Origin of the sequence: Streptosporangium sp. NBC_01755 (assembly GCF_035917995.1) — a bacterium.
Classification (GTDB): domain Bacteria; phylum Actinomycetota; class Actinomycetes; order Streptosporangiales; family Streptosporangiaceae; genus Streptosporangium.
Genome location: NZ_CP109131.1, coordinates 448,197 through 472,580, shown reverse-complemented (window position 1 = coordinate 472,580; position 24,384 = coordinate 448,197). Strand labels below are relative to the sequence as shown.

The following is a 24,384-nucleotide window of genomic DNA, read 5'->3' as shown; positions in this document are numbered from 1 at the left end:
AACCTCCCCAAAGTGACGCGTGTGGCTAATGGTGCAGCCTACGCCGCAAGCTATCAATTGGTGCTAAGAGGGTAAAGCTCATTCGTATCCAACTCCGACGGAAGGATACGTGGACGGCCCCCCAAGACCGTCACGGCCTCCGCTCCGGCACGGCGTCCGGCGTCCAGCGCGGCCTCGTCGCAGGCCCCGCTCAGCAGGGCCGTCAGCAACCCGGCCGCGAACGCGTCCCCCGCTCCAATGGAGTCAATCACCTCGGTGGTGAGCGCGGGAACCCGGGCGGCCAACTTTCCATTCCTGGCCATCAGCGCGCCGCGGGAGCCGAGTTTCACCGCCGCCGCGCCGTAGCGCAGGCTCAGGATCTCCGCCGCCCCCTCGGCCGAGGTCTCGCGGGTGAGCAGCAGCGCCTCGTCCAGGTTGGGAATGATCAGCTGGGCGGTCAGGGTCTCCTGGATGAACCGCTCGACACCGAACGAGCGCAGGAATCCGGTCGAGGCGGGGTCCACGCTGATCGAGACGCCGCGCCGGGACGCCTCGGCCATGGCCAGCCGGGAAAGCTGGAGCCCCGGTTCGGCGAACAGCGTGTATCCGGACAGGTGGAGATGGCCCACCCCCTCCAGCAGGCTCTCGTCCCAGTCGCCCGTGCCGATGTGCCCGCCCGCCCCCCGGTTGGTGAGCATGGAACGCTCCCCGGTCACGTCGACCATGGCGATCACCACGGCCGTCGGCCGGTCGGGGTCGATCCGCAGATGGGGCCGTACTCCGAAGCGCCGCAGCTCGGCGGCGTGCCAGTCGGCGGTGTCGAAGCCGACCCGGGTCAGGATGCGCGTGTCGGCGCCCAGCCGGGCGGCCCAGGAGGCGGTGTTGGCCCCCGAGCCGCCGGGCCGCAGCACGATGTCGGCGGCGGTGTCCGTGCCGACGGCCAGGACGCTCCTGGCCGACCCGCCGTGCAGCGCGACGACGTCGGTCACCACGTCGCCGATGACCAGCAGACCCGTTCCGGTCATGGTTTCCTCAGTTTCCCCGGCTCCAGGAGGCCGCGATCCGCCCGGCGACGCGGACGTTGCCCCGCACCGCGGCCAGGTTCGCCTCAAGCGAGGCGCCGCCGGTGCCGCGTACCAGGTAGCCCAGGAGGAACGGGGTGATGGCCTGGCCGGTGATCTTCTGTTCTTCGGCCGCGGCGAGGGCCTCGGCGAGGACGCGGTCGTGCAGGTCGGGGTCGAGCTGCTCCGCCGGCGGCACCGGGTTGGCGACGATCAGCGCGCTCTCCGGGCCGCCCAGCGCGTCCTGGGCTCGCATGATGTCCGCGGCCTCGGCCGGAGTCTCGATCCGCCAGTCGATCGGCTCGCCCGAGGTGTGCAGGTAGAAGCCGGGGAACTCGTCGGTACGGAACCCCGCGATCGTGACGCCGCGCGTCTCCAGCCGCTGCAGGGTGGCTCCGACGTCCAGGATCGACTTCACGCCCGCGCAGACCACGGTGATGCGGGTCCGGCTCAGCATGTCGAGGTCGGCCGACTCGTCCTGGCTGTCGGTCCACCCGCGGTGCACACCGCCGAGACCGCCGGTGGCGAAGATCCGGATTCCCGCCCTGGCGGCCAGGAACGAGGTGGCGGAGACCGTGGTCGCCCCGCTCGCCCCGAGTGCGGCGGCGGCGGGCAGGTCGCGGAAGCCCAGCTTGCGAAGCCCGGGCTCGCCGGCGATGCGCTCCAGCTGGCTCTTGTCGAGACCGATGCGCGCCACGCCGTCCAGTACCGCGATCGTCGCCGGTACCGCCCCGGCCTCACGGACGAGCCGCTCCAGCTCCACCGCGACCTCGAGGTTGCGGGGCTGGGGCAGGCCGTGCGAGATGATCGTGGATTCCAGGGCCACGATCGGGGCGCCCTGCTCCAGCGCCTCGGCCACCTCGGTCGAGGGGCGCGGCATGCCGCGGGTGAGGGACTGTCGGGTGGTACGCATGAGCTGGTTCTGTCTCCTTGTCCGAGCTCGTAATCGTTGCTTGCTTTTGGAACGGTGTAAACGACACCGTCTTCCCCAAAAAGAGCACGTTACGGCGGTTGCCGGGAGACGTCTACTTAAAGATCAGCTAATGAGTATGACTCCGATCAGTGAGATCCAGCCGATGATGGCCGTGGCGATCCCGCCCAGGAGCAGTGACCGCCCGCCCCGCACGAGCTTCCGGAGATCGACACCGGTGCCCAGGGCGAAGAGCGCCGCCGCGAGCAGCGTCGCCGTCAGACCGGGGACGGCCCGCGTGACCTCGGGTGGCACCGCGCCCAGGCTCCGCGCCGCCACGGCCACGACGAAGCCGGCGACGAACAACGGCAGCACCGGAGGCCGGCCTGCCGTCCGCCCGGCCTCCGGAGGCTCCGTCGAGGCAGAGCGCAGGGCGGCGGAGGTGAGGCCGACGATCGGGGCCAGCAGGACGACCCGGACCAGCTTGACGGCCACCGCGCTCACCAGGACTCCCGCGCCGGCCGCCGCGCCGATGGCCGCGACCTGCGCGACCTCATGGACCGAGGCGCCGGCCCACATGCCCAGCTGGTGCGGTGTCAGGCCCAGCGATCCCGCGAGCAGCGGCAGCGCGACGATCGAGGCACTGCCGTACAGGACGACCACGCCGACCGCGGCCGCCACGTCGTCGTCGTCGCTTCCGGCGACCTCGTGCATGGCGGCCACCGCCGCCGCCCCGCAGACGGACACGCCGGTCGCGATCAGCAGGGACCTGCGCGGGCTCACCCCGACCCGGACTCCGATCCACCGCGTCGCCGCGAACGTGACACCGGTCCCCGTCGCGACCACCGCCAGCACCGGCCAGCCGAGCGCCAGCAGCTCCGGCAGTGCGATCTGCAGCCCGAGCAGCACGATCGCCAGGCGGAGCACCCGGCGGGAGACGAACCTCAGCCCGGGGGCCAGCGAACGGTGCAGGCCGCCGAGGTTGGTGAGCGCGACCCCGAACGCCACCGCGATCACGGCGGCGCTCACCTCGGGCACGATCCGGGTCGTGGCCGTGGCCAGCACCACCGCGACGGCCACGGCCCCGAGCCCCGGCGCGAGCCCCCCGAGCCCCGATGCCGATGCCGATGCCGATGCCGTCGCCGGTGCCAGGCCCGTCCCCGCGGGCACCGGGTGGGACCGCCGGGGAGGTTCCGGTGAACGGGTGGGCGGGGAGGAGAACATGGTCCGAGTGTCGGCGTGGTACGGCGGGGCCGGTACCCGTCTCCTTACTGGTAGGTCATAGCCTGGGGCTATGAGTGAGCTGCCCGACATCGAGTCCCTGCGCCTGCTCGTCGATGTGGAACGCCTGGGCAGCCTCGGCCAGGCAGCCCGGGCCGCGGGCATCGCACAGCCGTCGGTGAGCAAGCGCATCTCGCTGCTGGAACGACGCCTTGGGCTGGAACTGCTGGAACGCACCCCGCGAGGCTCCGTCCTCACCCCGCAGGGCGCGATGGTCTCGGCCTGGGCCGCGCAGGTGCTGGCGGCGGCCGAGGAGCTCATGAGGGGGGTGGAGGCGGTACGGCGCGGCAGGGCCGCCCACCTGCACATCGCCGCCAGCATGACCGTGGCCGAGTACCTGCTGCCGCGCTGGCTGGGAGAGCTCCAGAATCGTGAGCCCCAGGTCCAGGTCGGCTTGGACGTGCAGAACTCGGCAGAGGTGGCGAAGCTGATCGGCGGCGAGATCGAGCTCGGGTTCGTGGAGGGCCCCTCGGTGCCGTCAGGGCTGGTGTCGCGGGTGGTGGCCACGGACCGGCTCGTGGTGGTGGTCGCGCCGGGCCATCCGTGGGCGCGCCGCCGTACCCCGCTGCTCGCCGCCGAGCTGGCCGCCACCCCGCTGGTCGTGCGGGAGCAGGGGTCGGGCACCCGTGAGACGCTGGACCTCGCGCTGACCGGCCACGTTGTCGCCGCCCCGAAGCTGGAGCTCGGCTCCAACGCCGCGGTCAAGGGCGCCGCCCGAGAGGGCGCGGCCCCGGCCGTGCTCAGCGGCTACGCGGTGGAGGCCGAGCTGGCCACCGGCCGCCTGATCGAGGTGCCCACCAGGGACATCGACCTCGCGCGCCGCCTTCGGGCGGTCTGGCGCCGAGGTCGCACCCCCAGCGGCCCCGCCGCCACCCTGCTGAAAATCACCCTCTCCGCCGCCGAGCGGCCGGAGCCCCCGGCCTCGCCGTCCCCCCAACCCGCAGGGAAGTCTCGTGCTCCGCTCTCGCTATGAAGCAGTGATCGTCGGAGGCGGCCACAACGGCCTGGTCGCCGCCGCCTACCTCGCCCGCGCGGGCCGGCGCGTCCTCGTCCTGGAGCGCCTCGACCACGTCGGTGGTCTCGCCGTGTCGGCGCGGGCGTTCCCCGGGGTCGACGCACGGCTCTCGCGCTACTCGTACCTGGTCAGCCTGCTGCCCGCCAAGGTCGTGGCCGATCTGGGGCTCAATGTCACGCTGCGCCGACGCCGCTACGCCTCGTACACGCCGGTGGGGGAGAGCGGGCTGCTGGTCGACAACGGCGACGCCGCGCGGACCGCCGCCTCCTTCGCCAGGGTCACCGGGGGCACCGGTGAGCTGGACGCGTGGCGCCGCTTCTACCGGATGACCGCCGACGTGGCCGGGAAGGTCGCGCCGACGCTGCTGGAACCCCTCGCCGACCGCGCGGCGATGCGGCGCCTCGTCGGCGACGAGGCGTGGCGTGACCTGTTCGAGCGGCCGATCGGTGAGGTGGTGGACGAGCGGTTCGCCGACGACACCGTGCGCGGGGTGGTCCTCACCGACGCCCTCATCGGCACCTTCGCCGACCCCTCGGACCCGGGCCTGTCGGCCAACCGGTGCCTGCTCTACCACGTGATCGGCGACGGGACCGGTGACTGGAACGTCCCCGTCGGCGGCATGGGCGCGGTCTCCGGCGCGCTCGCCGACGCCGCCCGCGCCGCGGGGGCTGAGATCCTGACCGGCGCGGAGGTCCTCGCGGTCGACGCCTCGGGCGAGGTCGTCTTCCGCGACGAGGGCGGGGAGCACACGGTGGTGGGCGAGCGGGTGCTGGCCAACGTGCCGCCCGCCGTGCTCGCCCGGCTCCTTGGCGGTGCCGAGCCCGCCCCGGAGGGCGCCCAGCTCAAGGTCAACATGGTGCTGTCGCGGCTGCCGCGCCTGAGGGACCCCGGTGTGGACCCCGAGGCCGCGTTCAGCGGCACCTTCCACATCAACGAGGGCCGCGACCAGCTCGCCCGGGCGTACGCGGAGGCGTCGGCCGGGCGGATCCCCACCCTGCCCCCGGCCGAGGTCTACTGCCACTCGCTGACCGACCCGTCCATCCTCGGCCGGGGGCTGCGGGAGGCCGGAGCCCACACGATGACGCTGTTCGGCCTGCACATGCCGGCCAGGCTGTTCCGCGACGACCCGGCCGGGGCGCGCGAGGCCGCGCTGCGCGCCACGCTCGCCTCGATGAACCGGGTGCTCGCGGAACCCGTCGAGGACTGCCTGCTGCGCGCCCCGGACGGCAGCCTCTGCCTGGAGGCCAAGACACCGGTCGACCTGGAGGCCGAGGCGGGCCTGCCGGGCGGCCACATCTTCCACCGCGACCTGTCCTGGCCGTACGGGGAACCGGGGCGCTGGGGCGTGGAGACCGACTTCGAGCGCGTCCTGCTCTGCGGGGCGGGCGCGCGGCGCGGCGGCGGCGTCAGCGGCATCCCCGGCCACAACGCCGCCATGGCGCTGCTCACCTGAGGCCATGGCGCTGCTCACCTGAGCCCGTCCGGCCTGGGCAAGGGGGCCGGAGGTGTTCATCGGGTTCTCATGATGAGCGTCTAACGTGAGGGCCATGGGTGACGGTGAGGCGGCGCGGGTGCTGGTCGTGGACGACGAGCCCGCGCTCAGGGAGGCGCTGCAGAGCAGCCTGGAGTTCGAGGGCTACCGGGTCGGCGTGGCCTCGGACGGACAGGAGGCGCTGGAGACGCTGGAGCGGGAGCCGTACGAGCTGGTCCTGCTGGATGTGATGATGCCCCGGCTGGACGGGCTGACCGCCTGCCGCAGGCTCAGGGCGGCGGGCGGTCAGCTGCCGGTGCTCATGCTCACCGCCCGCGACGCCGTGGGCGACCGGGTGTCGGGCCTGGACGCGGGAGCCGACGACTACCTGGTCAAGCCGTTCGAGCTGGACGAGCTGCTGGCGCGGGTCAGGGCGCTGCTGCGGCGCGGCGCGCTGAGCGCGCCCGCGGCCGAGGACGGCGCGCGCCTGGCCTTCGGCGACCTGCGGATGGACATCGCCAGCCGCGAGGTCACCAGGGCGGGCGAGCGGCTGGAGCTGACCCGTACCGAGTACCTGCTGCTGGAGCTGCTCATGGTCCATCCCCGTCAGGTGCTCACCCGCGAGCAGATCCTCAGCGAGGTGTGGGGCTTCGACTTCGAGCCCTCCTCCAACTCCCTCGACGTCTACGTCATGTACCTGCGCCGCAAGACCGAGAGCGGCGGGCGTCCCCGGCTGATCCACACGGTCCGGGGGGTCGGCTACGTGCTGCGGAACTCCGCGTGAACGGTCGCCGCTCCCTGCGCTCGCGGCTGACCCTGCTGGTGGCGGCGGCCGTGGCGCTGGCGATCGCGGTGTGCGCGGTGCTGTGCTGGTTCGTCGTCAGGGCAGAACTGCTGCGGCAGGTGGAGCGCTCCCTGGGCGTGCAGAAGGGGCCGCAGGGCATCGAGTGGATCGAGGCGTACTGCTCGGGAGGGCTGAAGGGTCCGAGGGAGCTCATCGACGAGCGCAGGCCGCCGCTCCGCCTCCCGCCCACCCAGCTGATCTACGCGGACGGCGGCCGGTGCGTCGTGGGCGCCACTCCCGTCAGGGTCACCCCGGCCGATCTGGCCCTGACCCATGCCCTGCCGGGCACGAGGGCTTACCGGAACGGGGTGACCGAGGGCGGCGAGGAGGTCCGGGTGATGACGAGGAACGTCGGGCCCGGCCTCGCGATCATGGAGTCCCGGTCGCTGGAGGAGGTCCACGCCACCCTCGCCGCCCTCGCCTGGATACTCGCCGGGGTCGCTGCGCTCGGCGTACTCGGCGCGGCCTCGGCCGGGCTGCTGGTCTCCCGCACCGCACTGCGCCCGGTCGGCCGGCTGACCGAGGCCGTCGAGTACGTCGCCAGGACCGAGGACCTCGACACCAGGATCCCCGTCGAGGGCACCGACGAGATCGCCAGACTCGGCGTCTCCTTCAACGCGATGACCACCGCGCTGGCCGGGTCCCGCGAGCGCCAGCGACGGCTGATCGCCGACGCGGGGCACGAGTTGCGCACCCCGCTCACCAGCCTGCGCACAAACATCGACCTGTTGCTGCGCAGCGAGAACACCGGGCGCCCGCTCGACCCCGCCCCCAAGCGCAGGCTGCTGACCAACCTCAAGGCCCAGTTCGAGGAGATGTCCACGCTCGTCGGTGACCTGCTGCAGCTCTCGCGCACCGAGGACGAGCACGAGCCGTACGTCGAGGTCGCCTTCCACGACGTCGTCGAGGCGGCCGTGCGCCGGGCGCGGCCGCGCGCCCCCGACATCCCGATCGAGGTGGAACTGCGCCCCTGGTACCTGCGAGGTGACCAGGCCGCTCTGGAGCGGGCCGTGCTGAACCTGCTGGACAACGCGGTGAAGTTCTCGCAAGGGCAGGAAGGCCCGGTGAGCGTGCGGCTCCGCGACGGCGAGCTGACGGTCAGGGACCACGGTCCCGGCATCCCCCAGGGGGAGCTGCCGTATGTGTTCGACAGGTTCTGGCGGTCGTCCTCGGCCCGCAGCATGCCCGGGTCGGGGCTGGGTCTGGCCATCGTGGCCAAGGCCGTGCGCGACGCCGGGGGAGAGGTGGGACTGGAGAACGCCGAGGGGGGCGGAACCCTCGCGCGCCTCCGCCTGCCGGGCTCCCCCGTCCGCGCCCGCCTTCCCGCGGCGCCGTGAGGTCTCTCATCAGGCGTCAAGAATTCGCTCAGCGAGATCGCAGAGGGCACGGTGAGCGTGGGAACCGATACGAGGAGGACATCACCATGAAGAACATCGACCGGAGGACGGCCCTGGCCGGGTTCGGCACCGTGGGCCTGGGGGCGCTGCTGGCCGCCTGCGCCGGGCCGGAGAGCACCACCAGGCAGGTGGCGACGACCACGGGTGGCACCGCGACCGTTCAGCCGACCACCGCGTCCTCCACCGGACTGGCCGCGCTGTTCGAGGACGCGTCGACGTGCGTCCTGACCGAGGAGGTCACCCAGGGCCCGTACCACTTCGACGCGGACAGGATCCGCAGCGACATCCGCGAGGACCGGCAGGGGAGCACGCTGCGGGTGGCGATCCGGGTGCAGGACGCCACCACCTGTGAGCCGATTCCCAGCGCGGTGGTGGAGATCTGGCACTGCGACGCGGGAGGCCTCTACTCCGGTTTCGAGAGTGCCTCCCGGGCGGTTGGCGGCGACGGCCCCACGGGGGAGCGCCCGACCGGCGTGCCGCCGAGCGGCGGTCCCGGCGGCCCGGGGGCGGGCGGCCGGAGGCCGGGGGCGGGCGACGGCACGCCCACCGACGAGGGGCGCTACCTGCGCGGTGCCCAGGTCACCAACGCCGACGGCATCGTGGAGTTCGTCACGATCTACCCGGGCTGGTACCAGGGGCGCAGCGTGCACATCCACGCGATGGTGCACATCGGCAACGCCCGGGTGCTGACCACCCAGATGTTCTTCGACGAGAAGGTCTCCGACCGGGTCTACGCGGCGCGGCCGTACGCCGGCCACACCGGGCAGCGACTGAGGAACGACTCCGACTCCTTCTACGACGACAGCCTGCTGATGAAGCTGACCAGGGAGGGCGCCGGCCACCTCGGGGTCATGACGTTCTCCGCCCCCGCCAAGAGGTGACCGCTTGAGAGCCCCCGGCCGGGCGGATTCAAGGGGTCGTCGCACCCCCTGAACGGATCAGCCGTCGCGACGATCCCTGGAACCCGAGTGCTTCCCACCGCCAGTAAGTGATCACTGTGTTGCGACGACCCCTCGAATTCGTCGCGGCCTGGTTCTGTCAGGAGGCGGTACGAACCGGCCGGATGCGCACGCTCGTCGCCTCGGCGGTGTTCGTCGGCCTGGCGTTCAACACCAAGATGCTCCAGGCCTACCTGGTGCTCCCGGCCTTCGCCCCGCTCTACCTGGCCATGGCTCCGGGGGCGCTGCTCCGCCGCCTCGGGCACCTGCTCGCGGCGGGTGTCGCGCTGGTGGCCTCCAGCGCCTGGTGGATGGTGATCGTGGACGCGTGGCCCGCGGCGAGCCGCCCCTACGTCGGGGGCAGCACCGACAACTCCGTCTGGGATCTCGTCATCGGCTACAACGGCCTCGGACGGATCTTCGGCAACGGCGGGGGGCGGGGCGGCGGGATGGGGTTCGGCGGCGAGGCGGGCGCCGGACGCCTGTTCAACGACATCATGGCCGGGCAGATCTCCTGGCTGCTGCCCTTCGCCGTGATCGTCCTGGTCGCGGGCCTGGTCCTGACCGCCCGCGGCCCGCTCCGCGGCGGCAGGATCGCCCTGCTGCTGTGGGGCGGCTGGCTCGCGGTCCACTACGTCGTGTTCAGCTTCTCCAGCGGTACCTTCCACCCGTACTACTCCACCGCGATGGCCCCGGCCGTCGCCGCCCTGACCGGTCTCGGCGGGGTGCTCACCTGGAGGGCCTACCGGCACTCCAGGGCGTGGTCGTGGGTGCTGCCCGCGGGGATCGCGGTCACCGGGGCGTGGGCGTTCATCGTGCTCCGCCGCAGCGCGGACTTCGTGCCCTGGCTGGCCTGGGCGGTCGCCGCGACCACCGTGACGGCGGTCGCCGGGCTGTTCCTGGCCCGCTTGGGGCCGCGGCTCAGGCTGCGGATCGCCGCCGTCGCGCTGGCGACCGGGCTGGCGGCCGGCCTCGCCGGGCCCGCCGCCTATGCGCTGACCCCGCTCGGCTCGGCCGTCAACGGCACCAACCCCACCGCGGGTCCCGCCGGGAGCGGCGGTTTCGGCGGCATGCGGGGCGGCTTCCCCGGTGGAGTCCCCGGTGGAGTCCCCGAGGGTGACGCGGGCCCTCCCAGCGGCGTACCGGGACAGAATTCGCAGCGGGGGGCGACCGGTGACGCCGCCCCGCAGCTGGGCGACGGCCTCCCGGCCGGAGGCGGGATGCGGGGCGGCCCCGGCGGGGCGATGGACCAGCAGATGATCGAATACCTGAAGCAGCACCGGGACGGCGCGACCTGGCTGGTGGCGGTGAGCAGCGCGCGGGGCGCCTCCTCGGCCATCCTGTCGACAGGGCTGCCCGTCATCGCCATGGGCGGCTTCACCGGGAGTGACCCCGCCATGACCGTGGACCGGCTCGCAGGGCTCGTCTCCTCGGGGCGGCTCAGGTACGTGATGACCGGAGACGACCGGGGTGGTCCCGACGGGGGTGGCTCCCGGGCGACCGAGTGGGTGCGAGGCAACTGCACGGCGGTCAAGGCGTCGGAGTACGGCGGTTCCGCCGACCGGTCCCTGTACCGCTGCGGCTGAGCCGGCACGCCGGCCGGTCCCTCTGTACCGCTGCGGCTGAGCCGCACGCCGGCCGTCCGGGACGGACTGTCTCCGGGCGGCCGGCGCCGTGCCGCTCCCGCTCTCCTCGCCCGTGCGGTGACCGGATACGGTCGGTGCGGCAGGGGCGGAGCCATTGACTGATCAGCCGGTCAGGAGTACGGAGGCGGCGGGCCCGCGCTGCTGTAGTCTTGCGCCGTGCACAGCGGAGGAGGAGCGCGCAGCCGCCGCGCCGACCAGGCCGACCAGCGCCGAGCGGAGCTCCTTGAAGCCGCCAGGCGGGTCGTGCTCGAGCGCGGGCTGGCCAGCACCCGCGTCGCCGACATCGCCAGGGCGACGAACGTGAGCGGCGGCCTGATCCACTACCACTTCGCCACCAAGGACGATCTCATCACCGAGATGCTCCGCAGCACCAGTGACTCGGAGGTCCAGCGGCTGAAGGAGATCGTCGCGGGTCCCGGCACCGCCGTCCAGCGCCTCGACCGTGTCCTGCGCTTCTACATCCCGGCCTCCCGATCCGACCAGAGCTGGATCCTCTGGGTCGACGCCTGGGCCGTGGGAGTGCGCGAGGAGCACGTCCGCACCATCCTGCTGGAGCTTGAGGGCGCCTGGATCGAGATCCTCGGCCGGGTGATCTCCGACGGTGTGGCCTCGGGCGAGTTCATCTGCGACGACCCCCTGGGCTCGGCCGAGCGGATCGACGGCATGCTCGACGGCCTCGTGGTCCGGTACACCCTGCACACCGGCAACATGTCCCGGAGCCGGATGCTCCATCACGCCAGGGTCGCCGCCGCCAGGGAGGTCGGCCTCCGCCTCTCGGACTTCCCCGACGAGCCGGCCGAGGCCCCGTAACGGCGGGAGGCCGCTCGGGGGCGGTTTGCGCGGGGGAGATCGTGGGCCGCCGAGGCGGGGGCGTCCGGGCGGCCTGGTCGGCTCTGAGCAGGTCAGACCTGGGGAGCTGGTCGGCTCTGACCAGGTCAGATCTGGGGAGTCAGACCTGGGGGGTGGGCAGGGCGGCGAGCAGGAAGGCCAGCCGCGCCGCGGCGCCGTCGATGTTCTCACTGGTGCCGAGCCGGTAACCCCACGAGGTGATGAAACGGCCGTCCTGGGAGCAGGTCACGGTCTCGGCCAGGGTGTTGCTGAAACGGTTGCGGACGTACACGTACGCGGGATCGCCGAACGAGATCCGCTGCACGGAAAGGTCGGCGTGCAGCCGTATCGCGGTTGCGAACCTCTCCAGACAAGACAGCGTGTCCAGCATCATGCGTCACCTCCGTCCCGACAGAGACTTGCACGATCTTGGGATGCTAATCAAGCAATTGCGGCGTTTAGTCTGCTGGTTGTCCGGAGAAATCGTTGAGTACGCGGACGATCACAGACCTGGCACTCTCCCCGAAGGCCGCGACCTCGCAGAGTTCCTCGAAGGTTCGCGCGTAGAAGGCGACGTCGTCCGGGTCGCGGAGAAGCAGGTCCCTCGTCCTGGTCGGCACCGAGACATGGTCGTCGTCGTACACCCAGAAACCGTTGAGCGGCGCCGAGGGCAGGGGTGCCTCGAAGGGGATCACGCCGAACGCCACATTCGGCAGCGCGGTCACCGCCAGTAACCGGTCGAGTTGCCCGCGCATCACGTCCAGCGGGGCCAGCCGGTAGCGCAGCACCGCCTCCGGCAGGACGAGCCTGAACCGCCTGCTCTGGTCGTAGAGGATGTCCTGGCGCCGCATGCGGATCCGGATGGCCGCGTCGATCTCGTCAGGGGTTTGGTGGAGGCGCCTGATCCGGGTGAAGATGCTCCGGGCGTACTCGGTGGTCTGCAGCAGGCCGATGACCACGCCGGGCTCGAACACCCGCAGCAGCGTGGTCCGCGCCTCCATGTCGCGGACGTCCTCCTGGAGGGCGGCCAGTCCGCCGCGGTGCCGCTGCCGCCAGGAGTCCTGGCGATCCGAGAGTCCCAGCGCGTGCTCCACCAGGTCCTCGACCACCTCGGGGGAGGCGTCTGTGGCCCGTGCCCACTGGACGATGTCGTCCTCGGTGACGGTCTGGCGGGCGTTCTCGATCCGGGAGACCTTGGAGGCCTGCCACCTCAGCCGCTCGGCCAGCTCCTTGCCCGACAGGCGGGCGGTCTCCCGCAGGTGCCGCAACCGTGCGCCGAGCTCGGTTCTGGCCTGCTGGAACCCGCTCACACGACCTCCCTGGCCGCTCTTGCCCGCCTGCTCTTCCCATGAGTTCAGGTCATCTCCCGCGTGGTGCGCACGACGCTAGACCCGAGCATATGGATCAAGCCAGAGAGCACTCCTAATCGTGACCAATATTTACAGAAAGTACTCGGCGCGCGATGTCCACGAGCAACTCGCGGGGCACCTCGACGGCGGTTTCACCCTCCAGGACATGGCGCAGATCGGCCAGCGCCTCCGCATCGGTCACCCGAAGGCCCTGGACCACGATGGTCCCGCGGTCGGTCTCGTAGAGGGAGGGGCAGGCGCCCGCCTCGGAGGTGGAACCAAGAAACCGGAGGCGCATGACTGAATCCTTCCCCGAACCACGCTCATGGAGCAATTGCGAGCAATCCTAGAGTTTGGAGGGTTGCGTGAAGGTTTCAAGCACGAGATAACGCATATGCCGGGGGATCACAGGAGGCGCCGCGGGATGTCGGCGAGTACGGCGCGGAGTTCCTCGCCAAGGGCCTTGGCCTGCGCGTCGAGGCGGGGGCCGGCGGCCACGCCGCGGCCGAGGAGGCCGTGGACGACGAAGTTGAGGGCGAGCAGGTTGGGCAGCCCGAGGCGCCCCGCCAGCTCGGCCACCGCCCCGGCGCACCCGGCGGGATCCAGCCCGCCCGCGTTAGAGACGATCTTGATGCCCCGCTCCAGGCAGGTCCCGAGGACCTCCTCCAACTGTTTCAGGAAGGTCGGCGCGTAGCCGGGGCGGCCCTTGAGCCGGTTCCCGGCCAGGATCAGCATGGTCAGCTCGGCGAGCCAGTCGCCGGTGAGCACGTCGATCGGACCGCCCTCCACCATCTCCCTGGCGGCCGACAGCCGGTCGCCGTAGAAGCCGGAGCAGTTGGCGACGCGCAGCATCAGATCTCCTCGGGCAGGGGCGTCTCGGACGCGCGCCCGGTGAGGAGCGCTGGCCCGCCATGGCGCATCAGCCCGCCTCGGGCCCGGGGATCCACGACGCGGGCCGCTTCTCCATGAAGGCGGCGATCCCCTCCTGCCCCTCGGCGGAGGTGAAGCGCCGGGCGGACAGCTCGGCCATCTGGCGCATGCCCTCCTCCACGCTCAGCCCGGGCACGGTCCGCACGAGCTGCTTGGTGAGGGCGAGCGACTCGGGGCCGCCGCGCAGCAGCATGCCGGTGTAGTGGGCGACCGTCGCGTCCAGCTCCTCCTCCGGCACGGCGCGGGTGAGCAGCCCGATCTCCCTGGCGCGGGCGGCGTCGAACGTCTCCCCGGTGAGCAGGTACTCGGCGGCGGCGCGCGGGTCGAGCCGCCGCAGCACGGTCACCGCGATCATCGCGGGCACCACGCCGAGCCGCACCTCGCTGAACGCGAACGACGCCGAGTCCGGGGCGATCGCGAAGTCACAGGCCGCCACCAGACCGAGCCCCCCGGCCCGCGCGGTGCCGTTCAGCCTGCACACGACCGGCTTCGGGCTCTCCCAGATCAGGCTCATGACCTCCGGAAACGACGCGGTCACCGGTGCCTCGTGCGCGCTGCCGGGGGCCACCCGCTGCTCCTTCAGGTCGGCGCCGGCGCAGAACACCGGTCCGGTCCCGGTGAGCACGATCACCCGGACGCTCTCCTCGGCCAGCGCCCAGTTGAGCCGGTCCTCCAGGTCGCCCAGCAACCGCACCGACAGGGCGTTGCGGTTGCGGGGGGAGTCGAGGGTGATCGTCGCCACCCCTCCGGACACCTCCCTGTGCACCAGGCGCTCCACCGGCCAACCTCCATCGGTTTTCATCTGAATCCTTCCAGCGGCAAGACCCCGCACTTCGGCTCCGGAGAGCCCGGGGAGGGGATCAAGTCTGCTCCTCGATCACGACCAGCACGAACCCGGCCTCGACCTGGCGGCCCGGAGTCACGTTCACCGCCGCCACCGTGCCCGGCGCGGGGGCGGCGATCCGGTGCTCCATCTTCATGGCCTCGAGCACCACGAGCACCTGCCCCGCGCCGACCCAGCCGCAGGCCGTGCCGCCCGCCGGGGGCGGGCGCGAAGCGGGAGTCCACGCCGGGGATCTCGAAGCGGTGCAGGGTGCCGCTCTGCGGGAGCCAGTCGCGGGCCGGGTCCTCGGCGTACAGGCGCACCTCGACGGCGTGTCCGGACGGCTCGGGCGGCGACGCGGGCAGCCGGGCGCCCTCGGCGATCCGCAGCTGCAGCTCGACGAGGTCGACGCCGTGGACGCACTCGGTCACCGGATGCTCCACCTGCAGGCGGGTGTTCATCTCCAGGAAGGCGACCAGCTCGCCCCTGACGAGGAACTCGACGGTCTCACCCCGGTTGGCGACGAGCAGGCGGCGGATCCGCGGGGCGGTCACGGGCATGTTCGCGGGCATGTTCGCGGGCATGGTCACATCCGGAAGACGCCGAAGCCCGCGGGCTCCGGGGCGGGGGCGTTGTGTACGGCGGACAGGCACAGGCCCAGGACCATCCGGGTGTCGCGGGGGTCGATCACCCCGTCGTCGTAGAGGCGGCCGGACAGGAAGAACGGCAGCGACTCGGCCTCGATCTGCGCCTCGACCATCCGGCGCATCGCCGCGTCGCCCTCCTCGTCGTAGACCTGCCCCCGGGCCTGGGCCGCGGCCCTGCCGACGATGGACAGCACTCCGGCGAGCTGGGCGGGCCCCATGACCGCCGACTTCGCGCTGGGCCAGGAGAACAGGAAACGAGGGTCGGCGGGTCGAACGGGATCTTCAGGTCCTCGGGCACGATGCCCAGCAGTTCGTCCTCGTCGTACAGCGGATCACCTGCGGCCCCGGCGGAGACGCCGGGCTTCCGCCGGTTCAGGCCCCTGACGATCTGCCGCCCGATCCGCAGCGCGTCGTGCTCGTCGGCGGCCAGGTAGTCGGCCAGCCCGCTGACCCGGGCGTGCATCTCGGCACCGCCCAGCGACTCGTCGTCGGACTCCTCCCCGGTGGCCATCCTGACCAGCGGTGGACCTCCGAGGAAGACCTTCGCGCGTTCCTTGACCATGACCACGTGGTCGCTCATCCCCGGTACGTACGCCCCGCCGGCGGTGGAGTTGCCGAAGACCAGGGCGATCGTGGGGATCCCGGCCGCCGACAGGCGGGTCAGGTCGCGGAAGATCCGGCCGCCGGGGATGAAGATCTCCTTCTGGGTCGGCAGGTCGGCCCCGCCGGACTCCACCAGGTTGATCAGCGGCAGCCGGTTCTCGAAGGCGATGTCGGCCGCCCTGAGCGTCTTGCGCAGCGTCCACGGGTTGGACGAGCCGCCCCGCACCGTCGGGTCGTTGGCGACGAGCACGCACTCGACGCCCTCGACCACCCCTATCCCGGTGACCACGCTCGCTCCCACGGGGAAGTCGCTGCCCCAGCCCGCCAGCGGCGAGAGCTCCAGGAACGCCGAGTCGGGATCGACGAGCAGCTCGATCCGCCCCCTGGCCGGCAGCCTGCCCCGCGCGCGGTGCCGGTCGACGTACTTCTCGCCGCCGCCGGCCCCGGCGCCGATGTTGACGACGGTACGGGCCTCGCCCAGCGCGGCGTGGACGAGGGCGGCGATGCGCGGATCGGTACGGCGCTGGACGGCGTATCCGTGGCCGTGGGTGTCGTAATCGAAGCCTCCCGCGGGAGCGGTGGTCATCGAGGTCGTCCCTTCCGTGCTTCTGTGAGGCGAACGCGCTGTCGACCGGGCCGGTCGAGCGCCCTCTCCCGGACCCCGGAGCTCAGGAATCGATGTAAACCCAGGCGAGCACGCCCGAGGCGAGCCTCACGAACACCCGGCGGTAGTCGGCCACCTCGTAGTCGTCGGCGGCGGCCAGTTCGGCGTCGGTGATCGCGAACACCGTTCCCTCGACGGCGTGGGAGAGGTCGCCCGTCGCGCGCACGATCGGATGACGGGCGGTGCCGCTGACCGCGATGACGTCGGGGTCGGTGATCTCCACCGTCGTCACCGTGTAGCCCGGCAACAGGTCCGGGGTGCCGTCCAGCTCGCGGCCGAAGGTGGACAGCTGTACCTCGCGCTGGCGCAGCGTCCCGTAGGAGAACAGGTACGTGCGGCCCTGTGCGCTCTCGGACAACGGACGCCCCCTTTTCCGTGCCTGGGTGAACCCCCACCCGCCGAGTCTAGAACGAGGCTGATCATTACTTCGCGGCCGGACAGGCCCCCTCTTTCGTCTCGGCGGACGTCGTCATCGGTCTGGGCCGAGCGCGACCTCGCGCGGGAAGGCGGCCCGGTGACCGTCGACGACCTGGGCGGCGCACCCGCCAGGCCGCTGTATGAGGAGCGTTACCTGCTGCTCACTCGCGACAATGGAGAGCTCGCCGACCGGGACGTGGTGCGCTGAGCGGAGGCCGCCGCGCTCCCTCTGCGCCATTCGGCGACAGATCCATCGGTGCCTCGCAACCGGTCGGTGAGTTCGGACAGATATGTGATCGGCGCGTCACCGGGGCGCATTGGACTCGCCGTTCATCGGCATGCGCTTGAACCCGACCAGCCGCCAGCTGAGATGGAAATCTTGGCTCGGTGGCTGGTTGTACACGTACAGCGGGTGTCCGTCAGCCGAGCCGGCCGTCCTTGATACCGCTGATGAAGGTGTTCCATGCGCCAGGGGAGAACTTCAGGACGGGGCCGGTGGGGTTTTTGGAGTCCCGTACGGCCTGGCCTCCGTTGGGGAGCGCCGCGACTTCGACACAGTTGTCGCCCGAGCCGGAATAGGAACTCTTTCGCCAGGCGAGGGGATGAGGCTGGGGGAGATCCATGATTACCTCTCGGTTTGTACAGCGGGTTTTGGTCAGTCGAGCTGGCCGTTTTGTATATTGTCGATGAAGGCGGACCACGCCGAGGGGGTGAAGATCAGGCTCGGCTCGTTAGGGGCCTTCGAATCACGTATCGCGACGATACCGGGAAGGTTCAGTGCGACTTCCACGCAATTGTTGCCGTCGCCCTGGCTGAGGGTGCTCTTGTGCCACTCGGCGTTAGAAAGATCCATTGGTGCCTCACAACCGGTCGATGAGTTCGGACAGATACGCGATCGAGGCGTCAGCTCCAAGTGCGTTGGCAGCGAGGCGCTGCATCACCAGGTTATAACGTTCGAGATGTTTAGGCTCTTCGAGATAGAGATTGTCTGTCGGGGTTTCAATGTAGACAACGTCCTGATCAGTGGAGTCAGGAAACCCGAGAATGACGAACTGACCCCATAGGCCGATGTGCGGACCGGCCGACATCGGAATGACCTGAATGGTCATGTGCTCAAGCGGATGGGTGTCGATCAACTTGCGAAGCTGGTCGCGCATGACCTTCGTGTCGCCTACAGGCCGTAGCAGGGCTGCTTCATCGATGATCGCGCGGTATCGGGGTGGGTTTGGACGCTGGAGGATCTCCTGTCGGCGCATCCGCGCTTCCACGCGCTTGTCGATCTCAGCGGGGTCAGCCAGAGAGGCTCGGATCAACTCGGTTGTGTATGCGGAGGTCTGCAGCAAGCCAGGGATCACAAGGGGTTCGAAAGTATCGATTGAGGATGCTTCCGCTTCGAGTCCTACATAGGTGCCGGTGAGGACGCCCTTGTACTGCTCCCACCATCCTCGTTCGCGGGCACCTCGGGCAAGGTCCATGACCGCCTCCCGCTGTGGATCTCCTACCTTGTACAGCTGGAGGATGTCCCGAATGTCGCGTGGGCGTGGTCGGGCTGTTTTGCCCGCTTCGAGGCGCGAAATCGTGGCTCGTGACAGATCCAGCGATTGAGCGACCTCCTCCATGGTCAGACCGGCGGCTTCGCGTAGACGCCGGAGTTCGGCGGCCAGACGTCGGCGGCGCACAGTTGGACTCTGGCCACTGTTTGTCATCGCTTGCCTCCAAAGCGTAGGGATGCTGATCGTAGAGCACTCGACGCAAGAGAAGACATATCGGTCGAGTTTCAAAATGAGAGTTGCAGTATCGACTGTGCGGGCCACATCATGGGGCCGTCAAGCGAACACGTTCTGTAAGTAGCTCGTGATGCTGTGTGACATCGGTCGCTGTCCTGGTCGGATTCGGACCTCGCAGTTCTGATCCCACGCACGGTAAGCGCGGCATTCACTCTGTCGGTCTCGCCTCGGCTGGAGAAACTTATGAAGACACCTCGCAAGGCTCTTGAGGCGTGCTGGGACCTGCCCGCCGATCCCGAAGTGGTCGGTGCGGCGCGGCGGCTGGCGCGGGAAGCCCTCGTCACCTGGGGCATCTCCGCCGTGACGGAGGACGTGACCATGGTCGTGTCCGAGCTGGTGAGCAACGCGGTCGTGCACGGGCGGGCGCCGATCACCCTCTCCCTGCACCGGCACGGGCGGATCGTGTGCGGGGAGGTCACCGACCACGGCGCGGTGTGGCCGACCCCGCTCCTGGCCGGTCCGGACTCGGAGCACGGTCGCGGGCTGGCGATCGTCTCGGCCTACGCGGAGCGGTGGGGGGTGGAGTCCGCGCCGGGGGGCAAGACCGTCTGGTTCGTCTGCGTGGAACCGGGATCTCGGTGAGCGGTCCGCTGCCCGTGCTGGACACGCCCGGCGACGTGCGCGTCTGCGCGCGGTGCGGCACCTGCATCGTCACGCTGGCCGCCGCCGTACGCCTGATCTGGGCTGATGTCACGGACGAGGTGATCTCGGCCGAGGTCGTCGAGCAGATCACCGCGCCGGTCGCCGACGTGTGGGTCGACGTGCTCTGTAACCCGTTCTGCCCGCCGGGCGACCACGAACCACACCCAGGCTGACCACGATGCCACCGCGCCGGTCAGCTCGGGTAGTTCGTGGTCCACACAGCGGTATGCGACGCCCCCTGCCGGTACTGCTCGATTCCGGCAGGGGACATCGGTCTTTTCCCGAAGCGGGCGACCTACCCGCACACCCCAGGCAGGTCGCACACCTTCTTCGTCATCTTCTTCGCCTGGTTGACGATTTTCTTGCCCGCTCCCAGGCCGTTGCCGATGTCGGTGTAGATGAACAGCGCGGCGCCCCGGCGGGCGACGACCCCCATCTCGACGGGCTCACGCTCACGCTTCCCCTGCTTGTGGAAGTAACCCGCGACAGACAGGGCCTCGTCTCCGACCCGCAACGGCTTGCCGACGTAGCCGAACCTGGAGCCGGTGTCGCCCTTCGCCGTTTCCCGCCTCGGGCACCTGGCCAGGTCCGTCCGAAGCTTACGGAACGCGGCCTGGGCGGGCCTGGTGCTCCTGTACAGCACGAGCTGTTCGCTGCTCCCGGAGGGAGCGCTGTTCGAGTACGTGATGGTGCGCATCGCGACCCGGCCGTCACGGGGTTTCCCCTTCGTGCGACAGGGATTGAGTTCGAGCTGCCGGGACAGACTGTTACTGATCTTCCACCACTCCTCGTCCTCCATGATCGGTCCCGCGGTCGCTGCGGGCTCGGTCAGCAGGAACCCCTTGGGGATCTCGGTGGCGCCCGCGTGGGCCACGCCGGTTCCGCCCAGCAGCGATCCGATCACCAGTACTGTTGCCATCGCTTGGTTGATCACGACTGTTGAGACGCGGGACCTTCTCGACGGGTTCCCCCGCTTCCTCGCGACGAGCCGGTCACAGGAGGAGCCTCCCTGTGACTCGCTCCTGGCGAGGGTTTGACCTGGCTGCCGGGGTCGAGGTCTCCCGGGGGACCCCTCGGGTATGGCCCCGGCGCGATCTCGCACCCCGGCCGGGCGCACCGTTACCGCCGTCAGCGGCCCGAGCCAATGCCGTTTAGATAGGGTTTGTGCTGGTAGCGTCGCCGGATGCAGTTGATCAAGGTCGGCGGTTCGGGCCGGTTGACGGATCTGGTGGGGTTGGGCGCGTTGACATCGCTGGTGCCCCGGCACGTGCTCGATGCGGCGATTGAGCTGCACGGGTGCCGTGAGGAGAGGATCCGGAAGCTTCCCGCACATGTGGTCGTCTACCTGTTGATGGCGTTATGCCTGTTCCCGGACGACGACTACGAGGAGGCCGCGGAGAAGCTGACCGGGCTGCTGGCTTCGGTGCCGGGTTCGGGTTGGGAACCGCCGACACGCGGCGCCGTCACCCAGGCTCGTCAGCGATTGGGGGCCGAGGCAGTCCGGGAGGTATTCGAGCGTGTGGCCCGCCCAGCCGCCTTCCCGACGACGACGGGTGCCTGGCTCGGCCGCCGGCGGCTGATGGCGATCGACGGGTTCGTGCTCGACCTGCCCGACACTCCGGCGAACCTCGAAGAGTTCCCCAAGGACAGCTCGGGCGGGTACGAAACCGCCTTCCCGCAGGCCCGGGTCGTGGCGATCAGCGAGTGCGGCTCTCACGCGATCGTCGCGGCGGATATGTCGGGCTGCTGGGACGGTGAACAGACCCTGGCCTACTCCTTGTACGAGCAGCTGGAGGAGGACATGCTGCTGCTCGCCGATCGCGGCTTCTACAGCTTCTACGCCTGGGGGCAGGCCCGCCGTACCGGCGCCCAGTTGCTGTGGCGGGTGCAGGCCGGGCTCCGCCCGTACTGGCTGTGTGACCTGGACGACGGGTCCTGGCTCGCGGTCATCACCAACCCCGTGGTCGGCCTGCACAGGTCACAGAAGGACCGGTTGCGTGAAGACGCCCGCCAGGGCCGGGACCTCGACCCCGACCGGGCTGTGGTCGTTCGCGTGGTCGACTACACCGTGCCCGATCGCAAAGGCGACCACATCAGGCTGATCACCGGCATCCTCGACCCGACCGACGCCACCGCCGAGCACCTGGCCTCCTGCTACCACCAGCGGTGGGAAGCCGAGATACGCCACCTGTGGTGCCCCTCAAGTCGTGTTCGTCTTTCACTGTGGGACTCCGTCCTGCGGGGATGGTTCGTCGGGGGGCTCGGTCCAGCGGGCGCGGGTGTAGAAGCCCGGCGGCCGACTCCGGCGCTGGTGTAGCCGCCGCAGTTCCGCGGCGTCGGCTGTGATGATCCAGTAGTTGCCTTCGGGGGCGTGCCGGGCGGTGATCCATCCTCGGTAGATCCAGTTGTAGACCGTGGCCAGGGGCATCTCCAGGGCGGCGGCCAGGCCCGGGACCGTCCACTCGCCGGGGTCCAGGTCAGCCAGGGCAGTGGGTCGATCGCGTCGCCGCGGGGCGACGATGCGGTACTGGTTCAGTAAAGTCCGGATCTGGGCGGGTTCGAAGCGGCTGGTCCGCTTGGGCGGCCGGAGCCCTTCGGCGTTGAGCGTGTCGGCGATCTGCCGGGTGGTCTTACCCTGTTCGGCGAGCTCGGTGACGCGGGCGAGCAGCCGCGGGTGGTACGACAGCTGGTCCAGACGGGCGACGGGCCGGATGGCCTGGCCGGTGGTGTGGTGCCCGCCGGCCCAGGTGATGGTGACATCCACCAGTTCGCTGTTCCCGATGACCGCGACGGTGATCTTCTCGATAAGGGTGCGCAGGAGTTCCTTGCGGTCTGCCTGGCCAGTGGTGGGCGCGTTCCAGATCTGCGGCAGATCGCCGGCCAGCTCCCCGATCGCCTGACGTTCTGCGTCAGTGAGTGTCATCGGCAGGGACTCGGTGAACCGCTGGTAGTCGGTTTGCAGGTGGTCGGCCTCGGCCAGGGCGGCTTCCCATTCCTTTTCCAGCTGCCGGACGACCAGGCGGTTCTCCGGTTCGGCCAGCTGGTACTGGCGGCGGGCCCGGTCGGCGGCGTACTGTGCCCGTTCCAGGCGCTGGCGCCAGAGCTTGTCGAGCATGGCCCGTTCGGCCTCGGCCTGGGCCGCCGCGTGGATCGAGATCTCCAGCGCGGCCGGCGCCACCGCGGCCAGCACCTGGCCGGTGACATAAGCGTCCAGGGCGGGCCCGGCGATGTGCTGGCAGGGCCCGCCGGTGCCGTAATTGACCTGGTTGTAGGCGCATACGTAGCCGTGGGCGGGGTTGCGGCTGCTGGGGGTGTGGTAGCGCACGCTCATGCGATGCCCGCCGCCGCATCGGCCGCATCGCAGCAGCCCGGCCAGCAGCGCCGAGCCGTCCCGCGGGGCTCCGGGCGAGGCGGCGGTCTGCCGGTTGGCCGCCATCCGGGCCAGATTCGCCTCATACCGCTCGATGGTGATGTAGGCGGGCATCCGGTCAGGCAGCAGCACCAGCCATTCGTCGCTATCACGGACGATGCGCCCGGTGCTGGGCCGACCCGGTTGCTTGCGGCGCGGGTCGACCCGGCGCCGCCCGTAGGCGTAGTATCCGGCGTAGATCGGATTGTGCAGCATGATCTGCAACGTCTCCCGGGTCGGGCGCCGCCACTCCAGCTCGCCCTTGGCCAGGCCGCCACGCACCCGGACCGGCAACTGGATCTGGTGGTCGACCAAGTAGCGCAGCACCGCGTTCAGCGTGCCCAGCCGGGTGAAGGTGTCGAAGACCAGGCCGACCACGTGCCGGGCCTGCTCATCGGGGTCGAAGACGACCTCTCCCGACGGGCGGCGAACATACCCGATCGGCAGTTGGAAGGCCAGCTCCCCACGTTCGGCCTTGGCCAGCCTGCCCGACAGCATCCGCTGCCGGATCAGGTACAGCTCGGCCTCGCTCATCGTGCCCTTCAACCCCAGCAGCAGCCGGTCATTGTAGAAACTCGGGTCGTAGACACCATCTGGGTCGGCCAGCAGCGCCCCCGACAGCGAGCACAGCTCCAGCAGTTGGTGCCAGTCTCGGCCGGTGCGCGCCAGCCGGGACATCTCGATGCCCAGCACGATGCCCACACGTCCCATCGTGACCTCGGTGACGAGTTTGGCAAAGCCCACCCGGGCATCGGCCATCGCGGCCGAGACCCCTAGATCGTCGTCGATCACCACGATCCGGGAACGGGCCCAGCCCAGCGCCGCCGCGCGCTCGACCAGCGCGTACTGCAACCGGGTCGATTCGGTGTGCTCAAGCACCTGCTGCCGGCTGGATTGGCGAACATACACCACCGCCGTCCGGTCCCGATGCTCCGGGCGGATCTTCTCCTGAGGCTGGCCCCAAGGCCGATACCCCGCCAGGCTCATCACGCCCGCCTCCGCTCCGGCCGACCACGGCCCGAGCCGCCAACACGGCCAGCAACCTCACCGTTGCTTGCCGGCTCTCGATCGGTAACCTCACCCAGATCCGGGATCGGGGGGCTCACCGCGCTCACCGGGCACTCGGCCTCACCTGCCTCACCAGACACCGGGGACCGCAACCGGTCGACCAAGGCCACCAGTCGCAGCAACGCCTCCACGCTGAGTATCGCCCCAGGCCCAGACGGTGCAATAGAGAGCAGTCCAGCTACAGGTGCATCACCGGTGGCGGATTGAAACCGGGTTCGACCAGCTGAAAACCCATCTGCGCGGGCCGGGTCGGATCCTGCGGTCCCGCACCCCCGATCTGGTGCGCCAGGAGATCTGGGCCTACCTGCTCACCCACTGGGCCCTGGCCACCCTGATCTGCGTCGCGGCCACCACCGCAGGGATCGACCCTGACCGGATCAAGTTCCTGGCCACCTTGCGTATCGTGCGCCGCTCGGTCACCGACCGGGCGGCCTTTCCCCCCCGAACCCCACGACACACTCTGGGTGCGCACCGTCTACCAGGTCGGCCGGCCCCGCAACCCCTCCCGCCGCCACCGCAGCTACCCCCGAGCCGTCAAACGCACCCGACGAAGCAGCTACAGGGAACGCCGCCCCTCCGACAAGGGAATCCGGCACGCAGGACCGCCCACCGTCGCGCTCCTACCCCGACAACCCCGAGCCAGAGGATGATCATTAACTAAACGGCATTGGGCTC

24 protein-coding genes and 3 pseudogenes are annotated in these 24,384 nt (G+C 70.5%); 11 read left to right on the top strand and 16 right to left on the bottom strand.

The annotated features are described in order from the left end of the window. Window positions 1-53 precede the first annotated feature (53 nt). The 3 genes from OG884_RS01960 to OG884_RS01950 all read right to left on the bottom strand — a co-directional run bounded on the left by OG884_RS01960 (window position 54) and on the right by OG884_RS01950 (window position 3,174). Window positions 54-1,004, bottom strand: a complete 951-nt coding sequence (locus OG884_RS01960) for a carbohydrate kinase family protein (RefSeq protein ID WP_326641492.1) — start codon at window positions 1,002-1,004, stop codon at window positions 54-56. A gap of 7 nt (window positions 1,005-1,011) precedes the next feature. Then, a complete protein-coding gene (locus OG884_RS01955) occupies window positions 1,012-1,953 on the bottom strand; it encodes a pseudouridine-5'-phosphate glycosidase (RefSeq protein ID WP_326641490.1) in 942 nt (313 codons plus the stop codon). 123 nt (window positions 1,954-2,076) lie between these two features. Beyond that, the gene (locus tag OG884_RS01950) at window positions 2,077-3,174 is read right to left on the bottom strand and encodes a YeiH family protein (protein ID WP_326641489.1); all 1,098 of its coding nucleotides are present in this window, start codon (window positions 3,172-3,174) and stop codon (window positions 2,077-2,079) included. A gap of 70 nt (window positions 3,175-3,244) precedes the next feature. Here OG884_RS01950 and OG884_RS01945 point away from each other — a divergent pair, with 70 nt between their 5' ends. The 7 genes from OG884_RS01945 (at window position 3,245) to OG884_RS01915 (ending at window position 11,352) form a co-directional block, all read left to right on the top strand. Further along, the gene (locus tag OG884_RS01945) at window positions 3,245-4,204 is read left to right on the top strand and encodes a LysR family transcriptional regulator (protein WP_326641487.1); all 960 of its coding nucleotides are present in this window, start codon (window positions 3,245-3,247) and stop codon (window positions 4,202-4,204) included. Continuing rightward, entirely contained in the window at window positions 4,185-5,699 is a 1,515-nt protein-coding gene (locus tag OG884_RS01940) for a phytoene desaturase family protein (RefSeq protein WP_326641486.1), read from the top strand. The genes OG884_RS01945 and OG884_RS01940 overlap by 20 nt, the downstream gene beginning before the upstream one ends. A 94-nt stretch (window positions 5,700-5,793) precedes the next feature. Then, window positions 5,794-6,501, top strand: a complete 708-nt coding sequence (locus OG884_RS01935) for a response regulator transcription factor (protein WP_326641485.1) — start codon at window positions 5,794-5,796, stop codon at window positions 6,499-6,501. After that, on the top strand, window positions 6,498-7,898 hold the full coding sequence (locus tag OG884_RS01930) for a sensor histidine kinase (RefSeq protein ID WP_326641484.1): 1,401 nt from the start codon (window positions 6,498-6,500) through the stop codon (window positions 7,896-7,898). The genes OG884_RS01935 and OG884_RS01930 overlap by 4 nt, the downstream gene beginning before the upstream one ends. 86 nt (window positions 7,899-7,984) lie before the next feature. Continuing rightward, window positions 7,985-8,839: a dioxygenase family protein gene (locus OG884_RS01925; RefSeq protein WP_326641483.1), complete on the top strand. Its 855-nt coding sequence runs from the start codon at window positions 7,985-7,987 to the stop codon at window positions 8,837-8,839. A gap of 116 nt (window positions 8,840-8,955) precedes the next feature. Continuing rightward, the gene (locus OG884_RS01920) at window positions 8,956-10,482 is read left to right on the top strand and encodes a glycosyltransferase family 39 protein (RefSeq protein WP_326641481.1); all 1,527 of its coding nucleotides are present in this window, start codon (window positions 8,956-8,958) and stop codon (window positions 10,480-10,482) included. 216 nt (window positions 10,483-10,698) lie between these two features. Beyond that, window positions 10,699-11,352 (top strand): TetR/AcrR family transcriptional regulator, encoded by a 654-nt coding sequence (locus OG884_RS01915; protein ID WP_326641479.1) that lies wholly within the window; start codon window positions 10,699-10,701, stop codon window positions 11,350-11,352. 139 nt (window positions 11,353-11,491) lie between these two features. Here the strand turns inward: OG884_RS01915 and OG884_RS01910 are convergent, their stop codons facing one another. From OG884_RS01910 to OG884_RS01860, 11 genes and pseudogenes are all read right to left on the bottom strand, one after another. Continuing rightward, the gene (locus OG884_RS01910) at window positions 11,492-11,764 is read right to left on the bottom strand and encodes a hypothetical protein (protein ID WP_326641477.1); all 273 of its coding nucleotides are present in this window, start codon (window positions 11,762-11,764) and stop codon (window positions 11,492-11,494) included. Between the two features lie 64 nt (window positions 11,765-11,828). Continuing rightward, window positions 11,829-12,680, bottom strand: a complete 852-nt coding sequence (locus OG884_RS01905; protein ID WP_326641475.1) for a helix-turn-helix domain-containing protein — start codon at window positions 12,678-12,680, stop codon at window positions 11,829-11,831. Between the two features lie 112 nt (window positions 12,681-12,792). Then, the gene (locus tag OG884_RS01900; protein WP_326641473.1) at window positions 12,793-13,017 is read right to left on the bottom strand and encodes a hypothetical protein; all 225 of its coding nucleotides are present in this window, start codon (window positions 13,015-13,017) and stop codon (window positions 12,793-12,795) included. A 107-nt stretch (window positions 13,018-13,124) separates the two neighbouring features. Then, entirely contained in the window at window positions 13,125-13,571 is a 447-nt protein-coding gene (locus OG884_RS01895; RefSeq protein WP_442811613.1) for an acyclic terpene utilization AtuA family protein, read from the bottom strand. A gap of 67 nt (window positions 13,572-13,638) precedes the next feature. Then, a complete protein-coding gene (locus OG884_RS01890; protein ID WP_326641472.1) occupies window positions 13,639-14,451 on the bottom strand; it encodes an enoyl-CoA hydratase-related protein in 813 nt (270 codons plus the stop codon). Window positions 14,452-14,666: 215 nt separating this feature from the next. Further along, window positions 14,667-14,978: pseudogene (locus OG884_RS01885) on the bottom strand (ATP-binding protein); the annotation flags it as partial. 80 nt (window positions 14,979-15,058) lie between these two features. Beyond that, window positions 15,059-16,308, bottom strand: a pseudogene (locus OG884_RS01880) (acyl-CoA carboxylase subunit beta). A gap of 82 nt (window positions 16,309-16,390) precedes the next feature. Further along, a complete protein-coding gene (locus OG884_RS01875; RefSeq protein ID WP_326641469.1) occupies window positions 16,391-16,744 on the bottom strand; it encodes a gamma-glutamylcyclotransferase family protein in 354 nt (117 codons plus the stop codon). A gap of 478 nt (window positions 16,745-17,222) precedes the next feature. After that, window positions 17,223-17,426 carry a DUF397 domain-containing protein gene (locus OG884_RS01870; protein ID WP_326641468.1) on the bottom strand — a complete coding sequence of 68 codons (204 nt, stop codon included), beginning with the start codon at window positions 17,424-17,426 and terminating at the stop codon, window positions 17,223-17,225. A 32-nt stretch (window positions 17,427-17,458) separates the two neighbouring features. After that, window positions 17,459-17,656 carry a DUF397 domain-containing protein gene (locus OG884_RS01865; protein ID WP_326641466.1) on the bottom strand — a complete coding sequence of 66 codons (198 nt, stop codon included), beginning with the start codon at window positions 17,654-17,656 and terminating at the stop codon, window positions 17,459-17,461. Between the two features lie 7 nt (window positions 17,657-17,663). Next, window positions 17,664-18,482: a helix-turn-helix domain-containing protein gene (locus tag OG884_RS01860; protein ID WP_326641465.1), complete on the bottom strand. Its 819-nt coding sequence runs from the start codon at window positions 18,480-18,482 to the stop codon at window positions 17,664-17,666. Window positions 18,483-18,773: 291 nt separating this feature from the next. Between OG884_RS01860 and OG884_RS01855 the strand changes: the two genes are divergently transcribed. Both OG884_RS01855 and OG884_RS01850 read left to right on the top strand, forming a co-directional pair. Beyond that, complete coding sequence (locus OG884_RS01855) at window positions 18,774-19,172, top strand: ATP-binding protein (protein ID WP_326641463.1); 399 nt, start codon at window positions 18,774-18,776, stop codon at window positions 19,170-19,172. Further along, entirely contained in the window at window positions 19,169-19,405 is a 237-nt protein-coding gene (locus OG884_RS01850) for a hypothetical protein (protein WP_326641461.1), read from the top strand. The genes OG884_RS01855 and OG884_RS01850 overlap by 4 nt, the downstream gene beginning before the upstream one ends. Before the next feature lie 122 nt (window positions 19,406-19,527). On the opposite strand, the gene OG884_RS01845 is transcribed toward OG884_RS01850, so the two are convergent. Beyond that, window positions 19,528-20,151 carry a hypothetical protein gene (locus OG884_RS01845; RefSeq protein WP_326641459.1) on the bottom strand — a complete coding sequence of 208 codons (624 nt, stop codon included), beginning with the start codon at window positions 20,149-20,151 and terminating at the stop codon, window positions 19,528-19,530. A 264-nt stretch (window positions 20,152-20,415) separates the two neighbouring features. On the opposite strand from OG884_RS01845, the gene OG884_RS01840 reads away from it, so the two are divergent. Then, complete coding sequence (locus tag OG884_RS01840) at window positions 20,416-21,549, top strand: IS4 family transposase (RefSeq protein WP_326641458.1); 1,134 nt, start codon at window positions 20,416-20,418, stop codon at window positions 21,547-21,549. Here the strand turns inward: OG884_RS01840 and OG884_RS01835 are convergent. Further along, window positions 21,451-23,628, bottom strand: a complete 2,178-nt coding sequence (locus tag OG884_RS01835) for a recombinase family protein (protein ID WP_326641456.1) — start codon at window positions 23,626-23,628, stop codon at window positions 21,451-21,453. The genes OG884_RS01840 and OG884_RS01835 overlap by 99 nt on opposite strands. A 268-nt stretch (window positions 23,629-23,896) precedes the next feature. Here OG884_RS01835 and OG884_RS37370 point away from each other — a divergent pair. Further along, window positions 23,897-24,151 (top strand): annotated as a pseudogene (locus OG884_RS37370) (IS4 family transposase); the annotation flags it as partial. Between the last annotated feature and the right edge of the window lie 233 nt (window positions 24,152-24,384).

Coding starts and splice junctions, on each gene's coding strand:
- OG884_RS01925 (WP_326641483.1), top strand. CDS start 7,985: ATGAAGAACATCGACCGGAGGACGGCCCTGGCCGGGTTCGGCACCGTG.
- OG884_RS01840 (WP_326641458.1), top strand. CDS start 20,416: ATGCAGTTGATCAAGGTCGGCGGTTCGGGCCGGTTGACGGATCTGGTG.
- OG884_RS01845 (WP_326641459.1), bottom strand. CDS start 20,151: ATGGCAACAGTACTGGTGATCGGATCGCTGCTGGGCGGAACCGGCGTG.
- OG884_RS01945 (WP_326641487.1), top strand. CDS start 3,245: ATGAGTGAGCTGCCCGACATCGAGTCCCTGCGCCTGCTCGTCGATGTG.
- OG884_RS01890 (WP_326641472.1), bottom strand. CDS start 14,451: ATGAAAACCGATGGAGGTTGGCCGGTGGAGCGCCTGGTGCACAGGGAG.
- OG884_RS01950 (WP_326641489.1), bottom strand. CDS start 3,174: ATGTTCTCCTCCCCGCCCACCCGTTCACCGGAACCTCCCCGGCGGTCC.
- OG884_RS01855 (WP_326641463.1), top strand. CDS start 18,774: ATGAAGACACCTCGCAAGGCTCTTGAGGCGTGCTGGGACCTGCCCGCC.
- OG884_RS01955 (WP_326641490.1), bottom strand. CDS start 1,953: ATGCGTACCACCCGACAGTCCCTCACCCGCGGCATGCCGCGCCCCTCG.
- OG884_RS01865 (WP_326641466.1), bottom strand. CDS start 17,656: ATGGATCTTTCTAACGCCGAGTGGCACAAGAGCACCCTCAGCCAGGGC.
- OG884_RS01895 (WP_442811613.1), bottom strand. CDS start 13,571: ATGCTGCGCGTCGCCAACTGCTCCGGCTTCTACGGCGACCGGCTGTCG.
- OG884_RS01910 (WP_326641477.1), bottom strand. CDS start 11,764: ATGATGCTGGACACGCTGTCTTGTCTGGAGAGGTTCGCAACCGCGATA.
- OG884_RS01960 (WP_326641492.1), bottom strand. CDS start 1,004: ATGACCGGAACGGGTCTGCTGGTCATCGGCGACGTGGTGACCGACGTC.
- OG884_RS01870 (WP_326641468.1), bottom strand. CDS start 17,426: ATGGATCTCCCCCAGCCTCATCCCCTCGCCTGGCGAAAGAGTTCCTAT.
- OG884_RS01900 (WP_326641473.1), bottom strand. CDS start 13,017: ATGCGCCTCCGGTTTCTTGGTTCCACCTCCGAGGCGGGCGCCTGCCCC.
- OG884_RS01935 (WP_326641485.1), top strand. CDS start 5,794: ATGGGTGACGGTGAGGCGGCGCGGGTGCTGGTCGTGGACGACGAGCCC.
- OG884_RS01835 (WP_326641456.1), bottom strand. CDS start 23,628: ATGAGCCTGGCGGGGTATCGGCCTTGGGGCCAGCCTCAGGAGAAGATC.